General features: G+C 59.7%; 17 protein-coding genes. 8 read left to right on the plus strand and 9 right to left on the minus strand.

The features are described from left to right. The first annotated feature begins 67 nt into the window (after positions 1-67). A complete protein-coding gene (locus tag KGB28_RS21595) occupies positions 68-1069 on the plus strand; it encodes a glutathione S-transferase family protein (protein ID WP_223447806.1) in 1002 nt (333 codons plus the stop codon). A gap of 127 nt (positions 1070-1196) precedes the next feature. On the opposite strand, the gene cysG is transcribed toward KGB28_RS21595, so the two are convergent. From cysG to KGB28_RS21625, 6 genes are all read right to left on the minus strand, one after another. After that, positions 1197-2591, minus strand: a complete 1395-nt coding sequence (cysG, locus tag KGB28_RS21600) for a siroheme synthase CysG (protein WP_223447807.1) — start codon at positions 2589-2591, stop codon at positions 1197-1199. Then, a complete protein-coding gene (gene serS, locus KGB28_RS21605; protein WP_046037868.1) occupies positions 2592-3872 on the minus strand; it encodes a serine--tRNA ligase in 1281 nt (426 codons plus the stop codon). Positions 3873-3888: 16 nt separating this feature from the next. Further along, positions 3889-4263, minus strand: a complete 375-nt coding sequence (gene crcB / locus KGB28_RS21610) for a fluoride efflux transporter CrcB (protein WP_223447808.1) — start codon at positions 4261-4263, stop codon at positions 3889-3891. Then, complete coding sequence (locus KGB28_RS21615; protein WP_095943730.1) at positions 4263-5585, minus strand: replication-associated recombination protein A; 1323 nt, start codon at positions 5583-5585, stop codon at positions 4263-4265. The genes crcB and KGB28_RS21615 overlap by 1 nt, the downstream gene beginning before the upstream one ends. A 164-nt stretch (positions 5586-5749) precedes the next feature. Then, positions 5750-6373, minus strand: coding sequence for an outer membrane lipoprotein chaperone LolA (gene lolA, locus KGB28_RS21620; protein ID WP_223447809.1), 624 nt, complete (start codon positions 6371-6373; stop codon positions 5750-5752). Between the two features lie 66 nt (positions 6374-6439). After that, positions 6440-8851 (minus strand): DNA translocase FtsK, encoded by a 2412-nt coding sequence (locus KGB28_RS21625; RefSeq protein WP_223447810.1) that lies wholly within the window; start codon positions 8849-8851, stop codon positions 6440-6442. Between the two features lie 306 nt (positions 8852-9157). Here KGB28_RS21625 and trxB point away from each other — a divergent pair, with 306 nt between their 5' ends. The 4 genes from trxB (at position 9158) to infA (ending at position 11955) form a co-directional block, all read left to right on the plus strand. Continuing rightward, on the plus strand, positions 9158-10117 hold the full coding sequence (trxB, locus tag KGB28_RS21630; RefSeq protein ID WP_223447811.1) for a thioredoxin-disulfide reductase: 960 nt from the start codon (positions 9158-9160) through the stop codon (positions 10115-10117). Positions 10118-10179: 62 nt separating this feature from the next. After that, positions 10180-10860: a leucyl/phenylalanyl-tRNA--protein transferase gene (gene aat, locus KGB28_RS21635; protein ID WP_108217862.1), complete on the plus strand. Its 681-nt coding sequence runs from the start codon at positions 10180-10182 to the stop codon at positions 10858-10860. Positions 10861-10917: 57 nt separating this feature from the next. Next, positions 10918-11625 carry an arginyltransferase gene (locus KGB28_RS21640; RefSeq protein WP_223447812.1) on the plus strand — a complete coding sequence of 236 codons (708 nt, stop codon included), beginning with the start codon at positions 10918-10920 and terminating at the stop codon, positions 11623-11625. Positions 11626-11736: 111 nt separating this feature from the next. Continuing rightward, a complete protein-coding gene (infA, locus tag KGB28_RS21645) occupies positions 11737-11955 on the plus strand; it encodes a translation initiation factor IF-1 (RefSeq protein WP_002553999.1) in 219 nt (72 codons plus the stop codon). 235 nt (positions 11956-12190) lie between these two features. Here infA and clpA read toward each other — a convergent pair whose 3' ends face one another. Next, positions 12191-14461 carry an ATP-dependent Clp protease ATP-binding subunit ClpA gene (clpA, locus tag KGB28_RS21650; protein WP_056723817.1) on the minus strand — a complete coding sequence of 757 codons (2271 nt, stop codon included), beginning with the start codon at positions 14459-14461 and terminating at the stop codon, positions 12191-12193. Positions 14462-14491: 30 nt separating this feature from the next. Continuing rightward, a complete protein-coding gene (clpS, locus tag KGB28_RS21655) occupies positions 14492-14854 on the minus strand; it encodes an ATP-dependent Clp protease adapter ClpS (protein WP_015094394.1) in 363 nt (120 codons plus the stop codon). 224 nt (positions 14855-15078) lie between these two features. Between clpS and cspD the strand changes: the two genes are divergently transcribed. Next, positions 15079-15345: a cold shock domain-containing protein CspD gene (gene cspD / locus KGB28_RS21660; RefSeq protein WP_223447813.1), complete on the plus strand. Its 267-nt coding sequence runs from the start codon at positions 15079-15081 to the stop codon at positions 15343-15345. 80 nt (positions 15346-15425) lie between these two features. On the opposite strand, the gene icd is transcribed toward cspD, so the two are convergent. Beyond that, on the minus strand, positions 15426-16682 hold the full coding sequence (icd, locus tag KGB28_RS21665; protein ID WP_223447814.1) for an NADP-dependent isocitrate dehydrogenase: 1257 nt from the start codon (positions 16680-16682) through the stop codon (positions 15426-15428). Here icd and KGB28_RS21670 point away from each other — a divergent pair. Together KGB28_RS21670 and KGB28_RS21675 are read left to right on the plus strand one after the other, a co-directional pair. Then, positions 16681-16848 carry a hypothetical protein gene (locus KGB28_RS21670; RefSeq protein WP_191628038.1) on the plus strand — a complete coding sequence of 56 codons (168 nt, stop codon included), beginning with the start codon at positions 16681-16683 and terminating at the stop codon, positions 16846-16848. The two genes, icd and KGB28_RS21670, sit on opposite strands and share 2 nt — an antisense overlap. A 326-nt stretch (positions 16849-17174) precedes the next feature. Beyond that, positions 17175-19400, plus strand: a complete 2226-nt coding sequence (locus tag KGB28_RS21675; protein WP_223447815.1) for an NADP-dependent isocitrate dehydrogenase — start codon at positions 17175-17177, stop codon at positions 19398-19400. The last annotated feature ends 125 nt before the right edge of the window (positions 19401-19525 follow it).

Consider the following 19525-nt stretch of genomic DNA (forward strand, 5'->3'; position numbering starts at 1 on the left):
CGCTTTTTGTTCGAACTCATCGGAATAGACTCGACTCCATCGATTATGGGTTTCGGGAGTCTTGAACATGGGTTTGTTAGTGGATGGCCGCTGGCAGGACAAGTGGTACGAAAGCAGCAAGGACGGCGCGTTCCAGCGTGAACAGGCGCAGCGTCGCAATTGGTTGACCGCTGACGGCAAGCCGGGACCGACCGGTGTCGGCGGTTTTGCGGCCGAGCCCGGGCGCTATCACCTGTACGTGTCCCTGGCCTGTCCATGGGCCCATCGCACTTTGATCCTGCGCAAACTCAAAGGCCTCGAAAAGCTGATCGACGTTTCGGTGGTCAGTTGGTTGATGCTGGAAAACGGCTGGACCTTCGACCAGAACCTCGGGTCGACCGGCGACAAGCTCGATCACTTCGACTTCATGCACCAGCGCTACACAGCCGACACCGCCGACTACACCGGCCGCGTCACTGTACCGGTGCTGTGGGACCAACAGCACCAGCGCATCGTCAACAATGAATCATCGGAAATCATCCGCATGTTCAATGGCGCCTTCGACGATTTGACCGGTAACGACCTGGACTTCTACCCGGCGCCGCTGCGCGGAGAGATCGATGCGCTGAACGAACGGATTTACCCGGCGGTGAACAATGGCGTGTACCGCGCCGGCTTTGCCACGTCGCAACAGGCTTATGAACAAGCCTTCGATGAGGTGTTTGCCGAACTGGACCGCCTGGAGTTGCTGCTGGGCGCCAACCGTTATCTGGCTGGCGAGTACCTGACCGAAGCGGACATCCGCCTGTTCACCACGCTGATTCGCTTCGATGCGGTGTACTACGGGCACTTCAAGTGCAACCTGCGGCGGATTGCCGATTATCCGAACCTGTCGAACTGGCTGCGGGAGATTTACCAGTGGCCGGGGGTTGCCGAGACGGTGGATTTCACCCACATCAAGAACCACTACTACGCCAGCCACCGCACCATCAACCCGACGGGTGTGGTGCCCAAAGGCCCGGCCCAGGACTTCACCGCGCCCCATGATCGGGAGCGGTTGAGTGGGAAAGGGGTTTGGCGCAAGGCCTGAACCTGATCTGAATTTTGCGGCGAACTTGAGGGCCTCTTCGCGAGCAAGCCCGCTCCCACATTGGTTTTGTGTCGTTCACAAATCCAATGTGGGAGCGGGCTTGCTCGCGAATGGGGCAACTCGGTCTCTAGACCTGCCCCTGAGCCCCTTCAAACCACGCCAGTTTCTCGCGCAGTTGCACCACTTCACCGACGATCACCAATGTCGGCGCATGCACTTCATGCTCCGCCACCAATCGAGGCAAATCGGCCAACGTGCCGGTAAACACCCGCTGGTTGACCGTGGTGCCCTGCTGGATCAATGCCGCCGGGGTATCGGCGGCGCGTCCATGCTTGATCAACTGTTCGCAGATGATCGGCAAGCCCACCAGGCCCATGTAGAACACCAGGGTTTGCGCCGGGGCCACCAGATCGGCCCATGGCAAATCGCTGGAGCCGTCCTTGAGGTGGCCCGTGATGAAACGCACCGACTGCGCATAATCGCGGTGGGTCAGCGGAATCCCGGCATAAGCCGCGCAACCACTGGCCGCCGTGATCCCTGGCACGACCTGGAACGGGATGCCATGGGCCGCCAGCTCTTCGATCTCCTCACCACCACGACCGAAGATGAACGGATCACCGCCCTTCAATCGCACCACGCGCTTGCCTTGCTTGGCCAGGTCCACCAATTGCTGGTTGATCTGATCCTGCGGCACCGCGTGATCGGCTCGGCGCTTGCCGACGTAGACCCGCTCGGCGTCGCGACGGCACAGTTCGAGAATCGCCGGTGCGACCAAACGGTCGTACAGCACCACGTCGGCTTGCTGCATCAGACGCAATGCCTTGAACGTCAGCAGGTCCGGGTCACCCGGCCCGGCGCCCACCAGATAGACCTCACCGGTCGCCACTGGCGCTTCGCCATCGATTTTCGCCTGGAGCAACCGCTCGGCTTCACCGCCCTGCCCGGCCAGTTGCCGATCGGCAATCGGGCCCTGGAAAACATCTTCCCAGAACGCCCGACGCTGCTGCACATCCGGAAACAGGCCTTTGACCTGATGACGGAATCGCGCCGCCAGACCGGCCAGGTGACCGTAGGTGGAAGGAATCCAGGTTTCGATCTTGGCGCGGATCAAACGCGCCAGCACCGGCGCATCGCCGCCGCTGGACACCGCGATAATCAGTGGGGAGCGGTCGACGATCGCCGGAAAGATCACGCTGCACAGGGCTGGCGCGTCCACCACGTTGACCGGCACGCAACGCCGATGGGCATCGGCGGAGACTTGTGCGTTCAGCGTTTCGTCGTCGGTGGCGGCAATGATCAGCCCGCAACCGTCCAGATCCGCCTCGGCGTAGCCACGTAGCAGGCACTCGCCACCGCTGCCGGCAACCAGTTCGCGCAGTTGCGCTTCGATTTCAGGTGCAACCACCCGCAGCAGCGCACCGGCATCGGCCAGCAGGCGGGATTTGCGCAAGGCAATCTCCCCCCCGCCGACGACCAACACACGACTGCCGCGAAGGTTGTGAAACAGCGGCAGATAGTTCATTTAGCCGATAACCTCAAGGCCACCCATGTACGGCTTGAGGACTTCAGGCACACGGATCGAACCGTCGGCCTGCTGGTAGTTCTCGAGCACCGCCACCAGGGTACGGCCGACTGCAAGACCGGAGCCGTTCAGGGTGTGTACCAGTTCCGGCTTGCCGGTTTCCGGGTTGCGAAAACGCGCCTGCATGCGGCGGGCCTGGAAGTCGCCGCAGTTGGAGCACGACGAGATTTCACGGTATTTGTCCTGGCTCGGGATCCACACTTCCAGGTCGTAGGTCTTGACCGCACTGAAGCCCATGTCGCCGGTGCACAGCGCCAGGGTGCGGTAAGGCAGTTCCAGCAGTTGCAGGACTTTCTCGGCGTTGGCGGTCAGGCCTTCCAGTGCTTCCATCGACTGCGATGGCTCGACGATCTGCACCATTTCAACCTTGTCGAACTGGTGCTGACGGATCATGCCGCGGGTATCGCGGCCCGATGCGCCGGCTTCACTGCGGAAGCAAGGCGTGTGGGCGACGAACTTGATCGGCAGCAGTTTCGAGTCGACGATTTCGCCAGCGACGATGTTGGTCAGCGACACTTCGGCGGTCGGGATCAGGTACAGATCGGCTTCGCCTTCGCGCGCGATCTTGAACAGGTCTTCTTCGAACTTCGGCAGTTGGCCGGTGCCTTGCAGCGCCGGGGCCTGGACCAGATAAGGCGTGTAGGCCTCTTCGTAGCCGTGCTCGGTGACGTGCAGGTTGATCATGAACTGCGCCAGGGCGCGATGCAGACGAGCGATCGGGCCGCGCAGCAGGGCGAAACGGGCGCCGGACAGCTTGGCGGCAGTTTCGAAGTCCAGCCAGCCGAACTTCTCGCCCAGGGCCACGTGGTCCTGAACCGGGAAATCGAAGGCCGTCGGGGTGCCCCAGCGGCGCACTTCGACGTTGCCGTCTTCGTCTTCGCCGACCGGTACCGATTCGTGCGGCAGGTTGGGGATACCCAGCAGGATCGAGTCCAGATCGGTCTGGATCGCGTCCAGTTCGACTTTACCGGCGCTCAATTCGCCCGCCATGCGCTCGACGTCCGCCATCAGCGGCGCGATGTCTTCGCCGCGCTGCTTGGCCTGACCGATGGATTTGGAGCGCGCATTACGTTCAGCCTGCAGTGCTTCGGTGCGGGTCTGGACGGTCTTGCGCTGTTCTTCCAGCGCTTCGATGCGCGCAACATCCAGGGTATAGCCACGGGATGCCAGGCGGTCCGCTACGTCCTGAAGGTTGCTACGTAACAGTTTGGAATCGAGCATGTCGGTTTCTCGTTTATCAAAGTTTGGTCAAGGACAGGCCGGCCCAGGTGGCAAGCAGCCCGCCGAATACGCTGAGCGCCGCATAGCCCAGGGCCAGCAGCACTTGCCCGCTTTCCAGCAGGCGCACCGTATCCAGTGAAAAGGATGAAAAAGTCGTCAGCCCCCCGAGGAAGCCGACCATCAACCCGGCACGCACCTCGATGGGCACCTCCGGGCGTATCAAAAACAGACCGTATAGAACGCCGATCAGCAAACAGCCCACGATATTAACGGCCAGCGTCGCGGTATAGAAGTGCCGCGGCCAATTCGCGTTGATCCAGTTGCCCGTGGCGAAGCGCAACAACGTGCCGGCCATCCCGCCGACGGAAACCGCAACGATCAAGGGAAGCACTATTTTCTCCGCTGCCTTGGGCTTAAACGGTCGAGTTTTGCCAGGTGATTGAGTTTTTCGCCGATCTTCAATTCCAGGCCTCGGGGCACAGGCTGATAGAACGGGATCGGGTCGAGTTCTTCCGGGAAATAGTCTTCGCCAGCGGCATAAGCGTCCGGCTCATCATGGGCATAACGGTACTCATCGCCGTAGCCCAGTTGCTTCATAAGCTTGGTCGGCGCGTTGCGCAGGTGCAGCGGCACTTCCAGCGAGCCGTGTTCGGCGGCGGCGCGCAGTGCGGTCTTGAAGCCCATGTACACCGCGTTGCTTTTCGGCGCGCAGGCCAGATAGGTGATGGCCTGGGCCACCGCCAGTTCGCCTTCGGGGCTGCCGAGGCGTTCCTGCACTTCCCACGCCGCCAGGCACAGGCTGAGGGCGCGCGGGTCGGCATTGCCGATGTCTTCGCTGGCCATGCGCACCACGCGCCGGGCCAGATACAAGGGGTCGCAACCGCCGTCGATCATCCGTGCGAACCAATACAAGGCGCCGTCGGGGTTGGAGCCGCGCACCGATTTATGCAGCGCGGAAATCTGGTCGTAGAACGCTTCGCCGCCCTTGTCGAACCGCCGGCGGGTATCGCCGAGCAGGCTTTGCAGGAGTTCGGTGCCGATCTCGCTGTTGTCTTCCGCCAGGTCCGAAGCGTTTTCCAGCAGGTTGAGCAGGCGCCGGCCATCGCCATCGGCGGCCGACAGCAGCATCTGGAAACCTTCGTCGCTGAGGGTCAGGTTGCGCTTGCCCAGACCGCGCTCTTCGGTCAGCGCGCGATGCACCAGTTTGCGCAGGGCCGCTTCGTCGAGGCTTTTCAGCACATAGACCCGCGCCCGTGACAGCAAGGCGTTGTTGAGCTCGAACGAAGGGTTTTCCGTGGTCGCGCCGATGAAAATCAGCGTGCCGTCTTCGACATAGGGCAGGAACGCATCCTGCTGAGACTTGTTGAAGCGATGCACTTCGTCGACGAACAGGATGGTGCGGCGACCGTACTGCGCGGCCTGCTGCTTGGCGATTTCCACCGACTGGCGGATCTCCTTGACCCCGGCCAACACCGCCGAGACCGTTTCGAAATGCGCATCCGAGACTTCCGCGAGCAATCGCGCCAGGGTGGTTTTGCCCACGCCCGGCGGCCCCCAGAAAATCATCGAATGCAGGGCACCCTGCTCCAGCGCCTCGCGCAGGGGCTTGCCGCGAGCGAGCACGTGTTCCTGACCGACGTACTCGTCCAGATTGGCCGCACGCAAGCGGGCGGCCAGGGGCTGGGCGATGGGGGTGCTGCGAAACAGGTCCATGGCTACTTGTGAAACCTCACTGGGCTTATATGCCACACCGTCCAGAGATTGGACAAAGATCCCTGTGGGAGCGGGCTTGCTCGCGAAGAGGCCGTGTCAGTCGACATTTTGATTGAATGACACACCGCCTTCGCGAGCAAGCCCGCTCCCACAGGTTCGGTGTTTTACTCTTGGATTACATCCGCACCCTTGGGGATATCGAACTTGAACTTGGAAGCCGGGATCGGCACGTTGGCCTTCACCCCGGTGAACAGGATATTGGTGCGCTGGCCGACGCTGTCGATCAGTTGCATGTCGTTGACCAGGCCATTGCGGAACGACAGGCGCAGGCTGTCGAACAGGGTGTCCTTGGTTTTCGGCTTGAGGGTAAAGTCGATCACGCCGCCGGCTTCCTTGGCACTGATGTCAAAGCTCTGACTGATCTTGGACACGTCACCGGACAGCAGCAGCGCTGGGGTCTGGGTCAGGCGCTGATCAAGGTTCTTGATGGTGGCCTGTTCCAGGTCCGGGTCCCACAGGGTGACTTTCTTGCCATCGGAGATCATGGTCTGTTCGGCCGGCGCATCGGTGTGCCAGTAGAACAGGCCCGGACGCTGCAGGGACATCTCGCCGGCGGTTTCCTGCAACTGGGTGCCGGTGCCATCAAGGGTCAGTTGCGAGAAGCGTGCAGTCAGGGTCTGGGATTTTTCCAGCAGTTGGGTCAGGCGCGCCACGTCCTTGTCATCGGCGTTAGCCTGGAGCGTGGTCAAGGCCAGTACCGGCAGCAACAGCATGCGGATCAGACGCATGGGAGTCCTCATAACATTCGTGGGAGTGCGGGCGGCGCCGAAGGAACCACCCTTTTCATACTCGGGTCAGTCGCGCACCGGGCCCGGGGCCAGGACTTCACGCGAACCGTTGGTATTCATGGACGTCACGACCCCGGCCATTTCCATGGCTTCGATCATGCGCGCGGCGCGGTTGTAGCCGATCTTCAGCTTGCGCTGAACCGCGGAAATGGAGGCGCGACGGCTTTCCAGCACGAACTGCACCGCTTCGTCGTACAGCGCGTCGGCCTCGGGATCGTCACCGTCGCCGCTACCGCTGCTGCCTTCGAAGCCGCTGCCCGCCTCTTCGACGCCATTGAGGATGTCGTCGTTGTATTCCGGCGCGCCCCGCAGTTTCCAGGCTTCCACCACGCGGTGAACCTCTTCGTCGGACACGAAAGCACCGTGAACACGAATCGGCAGGCTGGTACCCGGCGGCATGTAGAGCATGTCACCGTGGCCGAGCAGTTGTTCGGCACCGCCCTGGTCGATGATGGTCCGGGAGTCGATCTTGCTCGATACCTGGAACGCCATGCGGGTCGGGATGTTGGCCTTGATCAGACCGGTGATCACATCCACCGACGGACGCTGGGTCGCAAGGATCAAGTGGATACCGGCCGCACGGGCCTTTTGTGCGATACGGGCAATCAGCTCTTCAACCTTCTTGCCGACGATCATCATCATGTCGGCGAATTCGTCGACAACCACCACAATGGTCGGCAGCTTTTGCAGCAACGGCGCTTCGTCGTGGATGCTTTCGCGCTTGTACAGCGGATCGCTCAACGGCTCGCCGGCGTCCTGGGCTTCCTTGACCTTGGCGTTGAAGCCCGACAGGTTTCGCACACCCATCTTGGCCATCAGCTTGTAGCGCCGCTCCATCTCGGCAACGCTCCAGCGCAGGGCGTTGGCGGCGTCCTTCATGTCGGTGACCACCGGGCACAGCAGGTGCGGAATGCCTTCGTAGATCGACAGTTCGAGCATTTTCGGGTCGATCATGATCAGCTTGGCGTCTTCCGGGCCGGACTTGAACAGGATCGACAGGATCATCGCGTTCACACCCACCGACTTACCGGAACCGGTGGTACCGGCCACCAGCAGGTGCGGCATTTTCGCCAGGTCGGTGATGACCGGCTTGCCGCCGATGTCGTGGCCCAGGGCCAGGGTGACCGGGGATTTGAAGTTGTCGTACTCGGGGGTCGACAACACCTCGGAGAAACGCACGATCTGCCGGTCTTCGTTGGGAATCTCGATACCGACCGTGGTCTTGCCCGGAATCACTTCCACCACACGCACGCTGGTCACGGCCAGGGAGCGCGCGAGGTCTTTGGCCAGGTTGGAAATACGGCTGACCTTGACCCCGGCCGCCGGCTGGATTTCGTAACGGGTGATTACCGGGCCCGGGTGAATCGAATCCACCGTGACTTCAACGCCGAATTCCTTGAGCTTGATTTCCAGCAAGTGGCCAACCGCAGACAGGGATTCGGGGGAGTAATTGAGCTGTTTCTTTTCCGCCGGGTCGAGAATCGAAATCGGCGGCAAGGTGCCTTCCACGGCGCTGTCGACGAACAGCGGCGCCTGCTTCTCTTTCTCCACGCGCTTGCTCGGTGCGACGGGCTTTGGCGGCGCGGGCGCGATCACCGGCGGCACCTGCTTCTCACGCTCGGACATGTGCTTGCTCAGGGCTTGCTCACGTTCGATCAGACGTTCCTTGACCTTGGCCTGCTCGCGCTTGTCGGTGACGCTCGGCGCGACCACTTCATCCATACGGTCGTCGACTTCACGCAACTGGGCGACCAGTTGCTTGCGCTCGGTACGGGCCGCCCACCAGCGATTGGCGGCGCCCTGGAACAGTTCGAACAGGTCGAGGGTGATCTTGCCAGTGATGTCCATCACCTTGAACCACGACAGGTCGGTAAACACAGTCAGGCCGAACAGGAACAAGGCAATGAACAACAGCGTGCTGCCCTGGATATTCAGGGCGTTCCTGGCCAGTTCGCCGAGGCTTTCCCCCAGCGCACCGCCCGCACCGGCCGGCAGACCGGTCGCAGCATGGAAATGGATATGGGCCAGGGCGGCGCCTGAAAGCACCAGGAACACCAGACCGATCAGGCGCCAGGAGAACAGCCAGCCGCTCCACTGCCACGGTTCGTGACGCTGGCGGAAGATCTGGTACGCCTTTACGGCCAGCAGCAACGGGAAGATGTAGGCGAAGTAACCCAGCACCATGAACAGAATATCGGCGCTGTAGGAACCCGCTGGCCCGCCGAAGTTCTGCACGTCGTCGATCTTGCTGTTATGACTCCAGCCCGGATCATCCTTGCCATAGGTCAACAAGGCCATCATCAGGAACAGGCACAAGGCACCGATGGCGATCAGCGCACCTTCCTTGAGTCGGTAGTGCAAGTGCTGGCGCCAGAGCGGTACGACGGCTGGTTTAGGTGCTGCGGTGGATTTCTTCAAAACGCTTCTATTCCTGCGCCATGGGCGCGTCCATCTGGTGAATGTCTATAAAAACTGCCAAAAAACCGCCCAATCCAGGCAGGTAAAAAAGTTAACACGTGTAACCGGGACTACTTTTAACACTGCGCCCCGGTCTTTATAAATACGGTGCGCACTGAATATATCTAACACGCAGGGCATTGTACGGGTTTGTACGCACGACGCCATGCTTGAGCCCCTTGGGTGTAGCATAGTCAACAGCGCATGACATGCCGTTCAATTTGAGCATGCATTCTCTTTGGTGACAAAGGCTTATGAGGTGTTTTTATGAGCGAAGCGAAGCATTCACGCCTGATTATCCTGGGCTCCGGCCCTGCCGGTTACAGCGCAGCCGTTTATGCCGCCCGCGCCAACCTCAAGCCCGTTGTCATTACCGGCATACAGGCAGGTGGCCAGCTCACCACCACCGTCGAAGTGGATAACTGGCCGGGCGACGTCGAAGGCCTGACCGGGCCGGTGTTGATGGATCGCATGCAAAAACACGCCGAACGCTTTGCCACCGAGATCGTTTACGACCACATCCACACCGCCAAGTTGCAACAACGGCCGTTCGAGCTGATTGGCGATGGCGGCACCTACACCTGCGACGCACTGATCATTGCCACCGGCGCCAGCGCGCAATACCTGGGCCTGCCGTCGGAAGAAGCGTTTGCTGGCAAAGGGGTGTCGGCGTGCGCGACCTGTGATGGATTTTTCTATCGCAATCAATTGGTTGCGGTGGTCGGTGGCGGTAATACGGCGGTCGAGGAAGCCTTGTACCTGTCGAACATCGCCAAGGAAGTGCACCTGATCCATCGGCGCGACAAACTGCGCTCGGAGAAGATCCTCCAGGACAAACTCTTCGAAAAAGCCGCCAATGGCAATATCCGCCTGCACTGGAACCAGAACCTGGACGAAGTGCTCGGCGATGCCCGCGGCGTGACCGGCGCCCGCCTGCGGGACAGCCAAACGGGCGAAACCAAAGAGCTGCCGCTGGCCGGGGTGTTTATCGCCATCGGCCACAAACCCAACACCGACCTGTTCACGGGCCAACTGGAAATGCGCGACGGGTATCTGCTGGTCAAGGGTGGCAGCGAAGGCGATGCCACCGCTACGGCGATTGCAGGTGTGTTTGCCGCCGGTGACGTGGCCGACCACGTTTATCGCCAGGCCGTTACGTCTGCCGGGGCCGGTTGCATGGCGGCACTGGACGCCGAAAAATACCTCGACGACATTCCAACCGTTTGAAGGCAAACTTTATGGCGGGCCAAAACCCGCCACTGCCCTCCCCTTCTGTAAGTCCGGATGCCATGCTGACCTGGTTACAACGCAACACCTTGCATTTCCCACCGCTGGAAAAGGCCATGCGCGACCCCAACGGGCTGCTGGCTGCCGGTGGCGATCTGTCCGCCGATCGGCTGATCTCGGCTTATCGCCACGGCTGCTTCCCATGGTTTTCCGAAGGCCAGCCGATCCTCTGGTGGTCTCCGGACCCGCGCACGGTTCTGTTTCCCGACGAATTGCACGTCTCGCGCAGCCTGAACAAGCTGCTACGCCAGCAACGCTATCAAGTGACCTTTGACCAGGACTTTGCGGCCGTCATCCGTGCCTGTGCCGCGCCCCGGGATTACGCAGATGGCACCTGGATCACCGAGGCCATGCAGGACGCCTACATCGAGTTGCACAGACGCGGACACGCGCACTCGGTGGAAGTGTGGGACGGGGATGAACTGGTCGGCGGATTGTATGGCCTGGCAATGGGCCAGTTGTTTTTCGGCGAGTCCATGTTCAGCCTCGCTGACAACGCCTCGAAATTCGGTTTTGCCACACTGGTTCGGCATCTGAAAGACTCAGGCTTCGTGCTGATCGACTGCCAAATGCCCACCGACCACCTGCATAGCCTGGGCGCCCGGGCGATTGCGCGCCGCGAGTTTGCCGATTATCTGGCCAGGCACCTTGACCAACCCAACCATGCCACCTGGGTTTGCTGAGCGACTTTTGCGCAGGTGGCTTACACTTATTCAAAAGCATTATCCCGAGGGTTGATCATGACCGAGTTGGCGCGTTTGAAGTTCTATGCCACTCAGCCGCACTCTTGCAGTTATCTGCCCGATGAGCAGGCCACAACCCTGTTCCTCGACCCTAGTCAGCCCATGGATGTGCATGTCTACGCAGACCTGTCGGAGATGGGGTTTCGTCGCAGTGGCGATCATCTCTATCGGCCGCATTGCCAGAATTGCAATGCGTGCGTTCCGGCGCGCATTCCCGTGGGGCAGTTCACGCCCAACCGGCAACAGAAACGCATCTTCAAGCGCAACGTGGATTTGCAGGTGCGCCCGGCCAAGCCCGGCTTCAACGAAGAGTACTTCGACCTTTACCAGCGCTATATCGAGCAGCGTCACGCCGATGGCGATATGTACCCGCCGAGTCGCGACCAGTTTTCGACATTCCTGGTGCGGGACCTGCCGTTTTCAAGATTTTACGAGTTCCGCCTGAACGGCCAGCTGCTGGCCGTCGCCGTCACTGATTTACTGCCGAACGGTCTTTCGGCGGTCTACACCTTCTACGAACCGGCCGAAGAGCGCCGCAGCCTTGGGCGCTATGCAATCCTCTGGCAAATCGCCGAGGCCAGGCGGCTGGGGCTGGATGCGGTCTACCTAGGCTACTGGATCAAAAACTGCAAAAAAATGAACTACAAGACTCAATATCGCCCCATTGAGTTGCTGATTAATCAGCGCTGGGTGGTTCTAAACTAGAGCCGGCCCTAAACCCCTTGGCTTAAACCCCACTTTTCGGGCACAATGCACGCCGCTTTTGCCTGGCGCAGTTGCACCGGGCCATTCATTGGACACCGAGGGCTTTACTGCATGTCGAAAGAAGACAGCTTCGAAATGGAAGGCACTGTCGTCGACACCCTGCCCAACACCATGTTTCGTGTGGAGTTGGAAAATGGGCACGTCGTAACCGCGCACATCTCCGGCAAGATGCGCAAGAACTACATCCGTATTCTTACCGGCGACAAAGTGCGCGTAGAGCTGACTCCCTATGACTTGAGCAAAGGGCGCATCACTTACCGCGCCCGCTGATCAAGTCAATACAAGACGCCCGGCTTATGCCGGGCGTTTTTGTTTGTCTGCGATTTAGCGACCACACCACAAAACCCTGTGGGAGCGAGCTTGCTCGCGATAGCAATTTTTCATTCAACATCTTTGCCGACTGAACCGCCGCCATCGCGAGCAAGCTCGCTCCCACAAGTTTTGATGTGCATTCTGCAGACAACAAAAAGGCGCCTCTCGGCGCCTTTTTTTTTGCTTCTGAACGTCAGGCCATCTCGGCCGTGGTCTCGAACTCGAAGGTCAGTTCGCCGTCCTTGATGTCGATGTGCACTACACCGCCATGCTCGGCCAGTTCGCCAAAGAGAATCTCCTCCGCCAGCGGACGCTTGATCTTGTCCTGGATCAGGCGAGCCATTGGGCGAGCACCCATTGCCGCGTCGTAGCCACCTTCGGCCAGCCAGTTACGGGCTGCATCGGTGACCTCCAGCAACACACGCTTGTCTTCCAGCTGCGCCTGAAGCTCGGTAAGGAACTTGTCCACCACACTCTTGATGACCTCATGGCTGAGGCGACCAAACTGGATGATGGTGTCCAGACGGTTGCGGAATTCCGGCGTGAAGCTCTTCTTGATCACTTCCATCGCATCGGACGAGTGATCCTGATAGGTGAAACCGATCGAAGCACGGGCTGCGGTCTCGGCACCGGCGTTGGTCGTCATGATGACGATCACGTTACGGAAATCCGCCTTGCGCCCGTTGTTATCGGTCAACGTACCGTGGTCCATCACCTGCAGCAGCAGGTTGAAGACTTCCGGATGCGCCTTCTCGATCTCATCGAGCAACAGCACGCAGTGTGGCTGCTTGGTGATGGCTTCGGTGAGCAGACCGCCCTGATCGAATCCGACATAACCCGGAGGCGCACCGATCAGACGCGATACGGTGTGGCGCTCCATGTACTCGGACATGTCGAAGCGAATCAACTCGACACCCAAGGCCTTGGCCAGCTGACGCGCCGCCTCGGTTTTACCGACACCGGTAGGCCCGGCGAACAGGAACGAACCGACAGGCTTGTCAGGGGACTTGAGGCCGGCACGGGACAGCTTGATCGCGGTTGCTAGGGAGTCGATCGCGGCATCCTGACCGAACACGGTCAACTTCAGGTCACGCTCGAGGTTACGCAGCAGCTCCTTGTCGGAGCTGGTGACGTGTTTTGGCGGAATCCGCGCGATTTTCGCGACGATATCCTCGACTTGCGGCACTTCGATGCGCTTCACACGCTTCTCGACCGGTTGCAGGCGCTGATAGGCACCCGCCTCGTCGATGACGTCGATGGCCTTGTCCGGCATATGACGGTCATTGATGTAACGCGAGGCCAGTTCGGCAGCCGCGCGCAGGGCTTCATCACTGTATTCGATATTGTGATGGCTTTCGAAACGCCCCTTCAGGCCGCGCAGAATGCCAATGGTGTCTTCCACCGAAGGTTCCGACACATCGACCTTCTGGAAACGCCGGGCCAAAGCACGGTCCTTCTCGAAGATGCCGCGGAATTCCTGGAACGTTGTGGAACCGATGCAACGGATATCACCGGACGACAGCAGTGGCTTGAGCAGGTTCGAGGCATCCATGACGCCACCGGACGCGGCACCCGCACCAATGATGGTGTGGATCTCGTCGATGAACAGGATCGCCTGCGGACGTTTTTTCAGTTCATTGAGCAGCGCCTTGAAGCGCTTCTCGAAATCGCCACGGTACTTGGTACCAGCCAGCAAGGCGCCCAGGTCGAGGGAGTAAACCACGCTGTTGGCCAGCAGGTCCGGCACCTGGTTGTCGACAATGCGCTTGGCCAGGCCTTCGGCAATCGCGGTTTTACCCACGCCCGCCTCGCCCACCAGCAGCGGATTGTTTTTGCGACGACGCGCCAGGATCTGCGCGACGCGCTCGACTTCCAGCTCACGACCTACCAACGGATCGATACGACCCTGGCGTGCCAGCTCGTTGAGGTTGCTGGCATAAGCATCCAGGGGATTGCCTGAGGAAGAAGACTCACCGCCCTCGTCGTCCTGCATATCTTGCTCACCTTCAGAGTGATCGCCATGCCCCGGCACCTTGGAAATGCCATGGGCGATGTAGTTGACGACATCTATACGGGCAACGCTCTGCTGTTTCAGCAGGAACACCGCCTGACTCTCTTGCTCACTGAAGATCGCGACCAGCACGTTGGCACCAGTCACTTCGCGTTTGCCCGAGCTCTGTACGTGAAACACAGCACGCTGCAGCACACGCTGGAAGCCCAGGGTTGGCTGGGTTTCGCGATCCTCGTCATGCACGGGGATCAATGGCGTGGTGGAGTCGATGAACTCCTGCAGGTCATGCTTGAGTTTGTCGAGGTTCGCGCCGCACGCACGCAAAACGGTGGCGGCAGCCTCATTGTCCAATAGGGCCAGCAAGAGGTGTTCGACGGTCATGAATTCATGACGCTTCGAACGGGCTTCCTTGAAGGCAAGATTGAGGGTGACTTCGAGCTCGCGGTTTAACATAGCTTCACCTCATACCCAAGTGGTCGGCGATTAACCGTCCTTCTCGATTTCACAGAGTAGCGGATGCTGGCTTTCCCTGGCGTACTGGTTGACCTGCATGGCCTTGGTCTCGGCGATGTCACGGGTAAACACTCCACATACTGCCCGCCCTTCTGTGTGGACGGCCAGCATGACCTTGGTCGCCAGCTCGCGATTCAGGTTAAAAAACACCTCGAGCACTTCGACGACGAAATCCATCGGTGTGTAGTCATCATTGAACAAAACCACCTTGTACATCGGCGGCGCCTGTAGTGCAGGTTTTGCCTCCTGAACAGCAATGCCTGCGGAATCGTCGTCGTGTAAATCAGGGCGATCCTGATTGAATGTTAGTCGAATCTGGCTGATTGCATGCATGGAAAGAAAGGTTCGTCAGTTGTTCAAATACAGTGGTGGGGGCGGCTATCAGCGATTTCAACTCCGACTGCCGGGTCAGCTTGACTATCGGCAAAACGGTGTTACAACCAATAGAGCCCACAGTGGGTAAAAAAGGTCCGCGGAGTCAATCTTATTTACAGATTCGACTGCGGATGTACTGGATGATACTCCAGTGATGGAGTCTGTTGCAGAGGGAGTTGGGTATGTCAGGCGGCAAGGTCAGCGGCAAGGTCAAATGGTTCAACAACGCCAAGGGTTACGGTTTCATCATCGAGGACGGCAAGACAGAAGACCTGTTTGCCCACTACTCCACCATCCAGATGGAAGGTTATAAAACCCTGAAAGCCGGGCAAGCTGTCGTATTCGACATCATCCAGGGCCCCAAAGGCCTGCACGCGATCAACATTGGCAACCCGGTGGATGCTTCGAAAGCGACGACATCCGCCCCGCAACAGACCGTTACAGTTTAAGCCCACACCGTCATCCCGCCATAAAAAAACCGCCTGACTCAAATACTTGAATCAGGCGGTTTTTGTGTGCCTGCGTTTTCTTACATGTGCGAGATCAGCGCATCGCCGAAGCCGGAAGACGAAACCAGCTTGGCGCCCTCCATCAGACGCTCGAAGTCATAGGTCACGGTCCTGGCGGAAATCGCGCCGTTGGTGCCCTTGATGATCAGGTCGGCCGCTTCGGTCCAGCCCATGTGGCGCAGCATCATTTCAGCGGACAGGATCAGCGAACCGGGGTTGACCTGGTCCTTGCCGGCGTACTTCGGCGCAGTACCGTGGGTGGCTTCAAACATGGCCACGGTGTCGGACAGGTTGGCGCCCGGCGCGATACCGATACCTCCCACTTCCGCCGCCAGGGCGTCGGAGAGGTAGTCGCCGTTCAGGTTCAGGGTCGCGATCACATCGTACTCGGCCGGGCGCAGCAGGATCTGCTGGAGCATGGCGTCGGCGATGGCATCCTTGACGATGACGTTCTTGCCGGTTTTCGGGTTCTTGAACTGCATCCATGGACCGCCGTCGAGCAGGGTCGCGCCGAACTCTTCAGCCGCCACTTCGTAGGCCCATTCCTTGAAGGCACCTTCGGTGAACTTCATGATGTTGCCTTTGTGCACGATGGTCAGCGAATCGCGATCGTTGTCGACCACATATTGCAGGGCCTTGCGTGCCAGACGCTTGGTGCCTTGCAGGGACACCGGCTTGACGCCGATACCGCAGTTCTCGTCGAAACGGATCTTGGTAACGCCCATTTCTTCTTTCAGGAACTTGATGACCTTGGTGGCTTCCGGCGTACCGGCCTTCCACTCGATGCCAGCGTAGATGTCTTCGGAGTTCTCGCGGAAGATGGTCATGTCGACATCGCCTGGCTTCTTGACCGGACTCGGCACGCCTTCGAACCAGCGCACCGGGCGCAGGCAGACGTACAGGTCGAGTTGCTGGCGCAGGGCCACGTTCAGGGAACGGATGCCGCCACCGACCGGGGTGGTCAGCGGACCCTTGATGGAAACCACGTAATCCTTGACCGCATCCAGGGTTTCCTGAGGCAGCCAGGTGTCCTGATCGTAAACCTGAGTCGCTTTCTCCCCGGCGTACACTTCCATCCAGGAAATCTTGCGCTCGCCACCGTAAGCCTTCTTAACAGCAGCATCGACAACCTTGATCATGACCGGGCTGATGTCGACACCAATGCCGTCGCCTTCGATGAAGGGGATGATCGGGTTATTAGGAACATTGAGAGAATGGTCTGCATTGACGGTGATTTTGTCGCCGACGGCTGGAACCTGAATCTTCTTGTAACCCATGCTGAACTCCATTGATTGGATTGAACATCTGGCTTGGTTCGAGCGTAACCCAGTTGAATCGGCGCGCAAACCCTATGTTCCATCCATCTGGCGCAAAGCCTTGCAACTCGTGCGCTACAAGCCTGAAAGCAAAGGGAAAAGCGCCAAAACCAAGCACGACGAATGACTCTACGCCCGACTTGCCCCTGCGACCTTTAGACCAATGGACGACATTCGTTGCGTATGAACCATCGGCAGATTGCCAGCTACCTATGTATAATGCCGCCGCTGACCACAGGGTCACGACGGCTGAAGTGCTCTACGACGAGACTTTCCGCCCGGCAAGCTGGCCTGTTATCGCAGTCCGGCTACTTGACGCCCTACTGATGCACCCAACATCACAGCAACGAAACCTCGATATTCGGCTCATGGATGACTTTGAACGAACGCGCTTACCCGGCGCCCTCGAGTTTCTGCGCACGCTTTAGCAAAGAAGAGAGAGTTAATCCGAATATGCCCACCCGCTCGAAGATCATCTATACCTTCACCGACGAAGCTCCTGCCCTCGCCACCTATTCACTGTTGCCTATCGTAGAGGCGTTCACCGCCTCGGCTGATATCGCCGTTGAAACCCGCGATATCTCTCTTGCAGGGCGCATCCTGGCCAGCTTCCCCGAGCAACTGGGTGACAAAGCCGTAGCCGACCACCTCGCCGAACTGGGCGCCCTGGCCGTTACGCCTGAAGCCAACATCATCAAGCTGCCGAACATCAGCGCTTCGGTTCCACAACTGCAAGCCGCGATCAAAGAGCTGCAAGCTCAGGGCTACGCACTGCCGGACTACCCTGAGACCGTCACCAGCGACGCCGACAAAGAAGCCAAGGCGCGCTACGACAAGATCAAGGGCAGCGCCGTGAACCCGGTCCTGCGTGAAGGCAACTCCGACCGCCGCGCGCCGCTTTCGGTCAAGAACTACGCACGCAAGCACCCGCACAAAATGGGCGCCTGGGCCAAGGACTCCAAGTCCCACATCGCGCACATGAGCACCGGCGATTTCTACGGCAGCGAAAAAGCCGCCCTGATCGACGCCGCTGACGCCGTGAAAATCGAACTGATCGCTCAAGACGGCACCGCCACCGTCCTGAAAGAAAAGACCAGCGTACAAGCCGGTGAGATCCTCGATTGCGCGGTACTGAGCAAAAACGCCCTGCGCAGCTTCATCGCGGCCGAAATCGAAGACGCCAAGGCACAAGGCGTGCTGCTGTCGGTTCACTTGAAAGCCACCATGATGAAGGTCTCCGACCCGATCATGTTCGGCCAGATCGTTGCCGAGTTCTATAAAGACGCACTGGCCAAGCACGCTGACGTGTTGGCACAGATCGGCTTCAACCTGAACAACGGCATCGGCGACCTGTACGCTCGCATCAAGGCCCTGCCTGCTGAACAGCAAGCGGCCATCGAAGCTGACATCCAGGCGGTCTACGCCGCTCGCCCTTCCCTGGCGATGGTCAACTCCGACAAAGGCATCACCAACCTGCACGTGCCGAGCGACGTCATCGTCGACGCCTCGATGCCGGCGATGATCCGTGACTCCGGCAAGATGTGGGGCACCGACGGCCAGCTGCACGACACCAAGGCCGTGATCCCGGATCGCTGCTACGCCACCATCTACCAGGCTGTGATCGAAGATTGCAAAGCCAACGGTGCGTTCGATCCGACCACCATGGGCAGCGTGCCGAACGTTGGCCTGATGGCGAAGAAAGCCGAAGAGTACGGCTCCCACGACAAGACCTTCCAGATCAAGGCTGACGGCGTGGTTCGCGTGACCGACAGCAAAGGCACCCTGCTGATGGAACAGGCTGTTGAAGCCGGCGACATCTTCCGCATGTGCCAGACCAAAGACGCGCCGATCCAGGATTGGGTCAAACTGGCCGTCAACCGTGCTCGCGCAAGCGCGACCCCGGCGATCTTCTGGCTGGACCCGATGCGCGCCCACGACGGCGTAGTGATCGAGAAAGTTCAGGCTTACCTGAAGGATCACGACACTGCCGGCCTGGACATCCAGATCATGGCACCGGTCGACGCGATGAAGTACACCCTGCAGCGCACCCGCGAAGGTAAAGACACCATTTCGGTGACCGGCAACGTTCTGCGCGACTACCTGACCGACCTGTTCCCGATCATGGAACTGGGCACCAGCGCCAAGATGCTGTCGATCGTGCCGCTGATGAACGGCGGTGGCCTGTTCGAAACCGGCGCTGGCGGTTCGGCTCCGAAGCACGTTCAGCAGTTGCTGGAAGAAAACTTCCTGCGCTGGGATTCGCTGGGTGAATTCCTGGCCCTGGCCGCGTCCCTGGAACACCTGGGCGTGACCTACAACAACCCCAAGGCGCTGGTTCTGGCCAAGACCCTGGACCAGGCTACCGGCCAGTTCCTGGACAACAACAAGTCGCCATCGCGCAAAGTCGGCAACATCGACAACCGCGGCAGCCACTTCTACCTGGCGCTGTACTGGGCCCAGGCCCTGGCTACCCAGACCGAAGACGCTGCACTGCAAGCGCAGTTCGCGACCCTGGCCAAGACCCTGACCGAGAACGAGGCAACCATCGTTGCCGAACTCAACGCCGTTCAGGGCAAGCCAGTGGACATCGGCGGTTACTACCACGCCGACGCCGAGCTGATCAGCAAGGCCATGCGCCCAAGCGCAACCTTCAACGCGGCAGTTGCTGCGCTGGTTTAAGGTTGTAAGGGAACATCACAAACCCCGGCCCTGTGCCGGGGTTTGTGTTTTCAGAACTTACACAAATCCCATGTGGGAGCGGGCTTGCTCGCGAATGCGGTTTATCATTCAGCATCTTTATTGGC

Source organism: Pseudomonas sp. BF-R-19, from assembly GCF_019956445.1.
Taxonomy (GTDB): domain Bacteria; phylum Pseudomonadota; class Gammaproteobacteria; order Pseudomonadales; family Pseudomonadaceae; genus Aquipseudomonas; species Aquipseudomonas fluorescens_BH.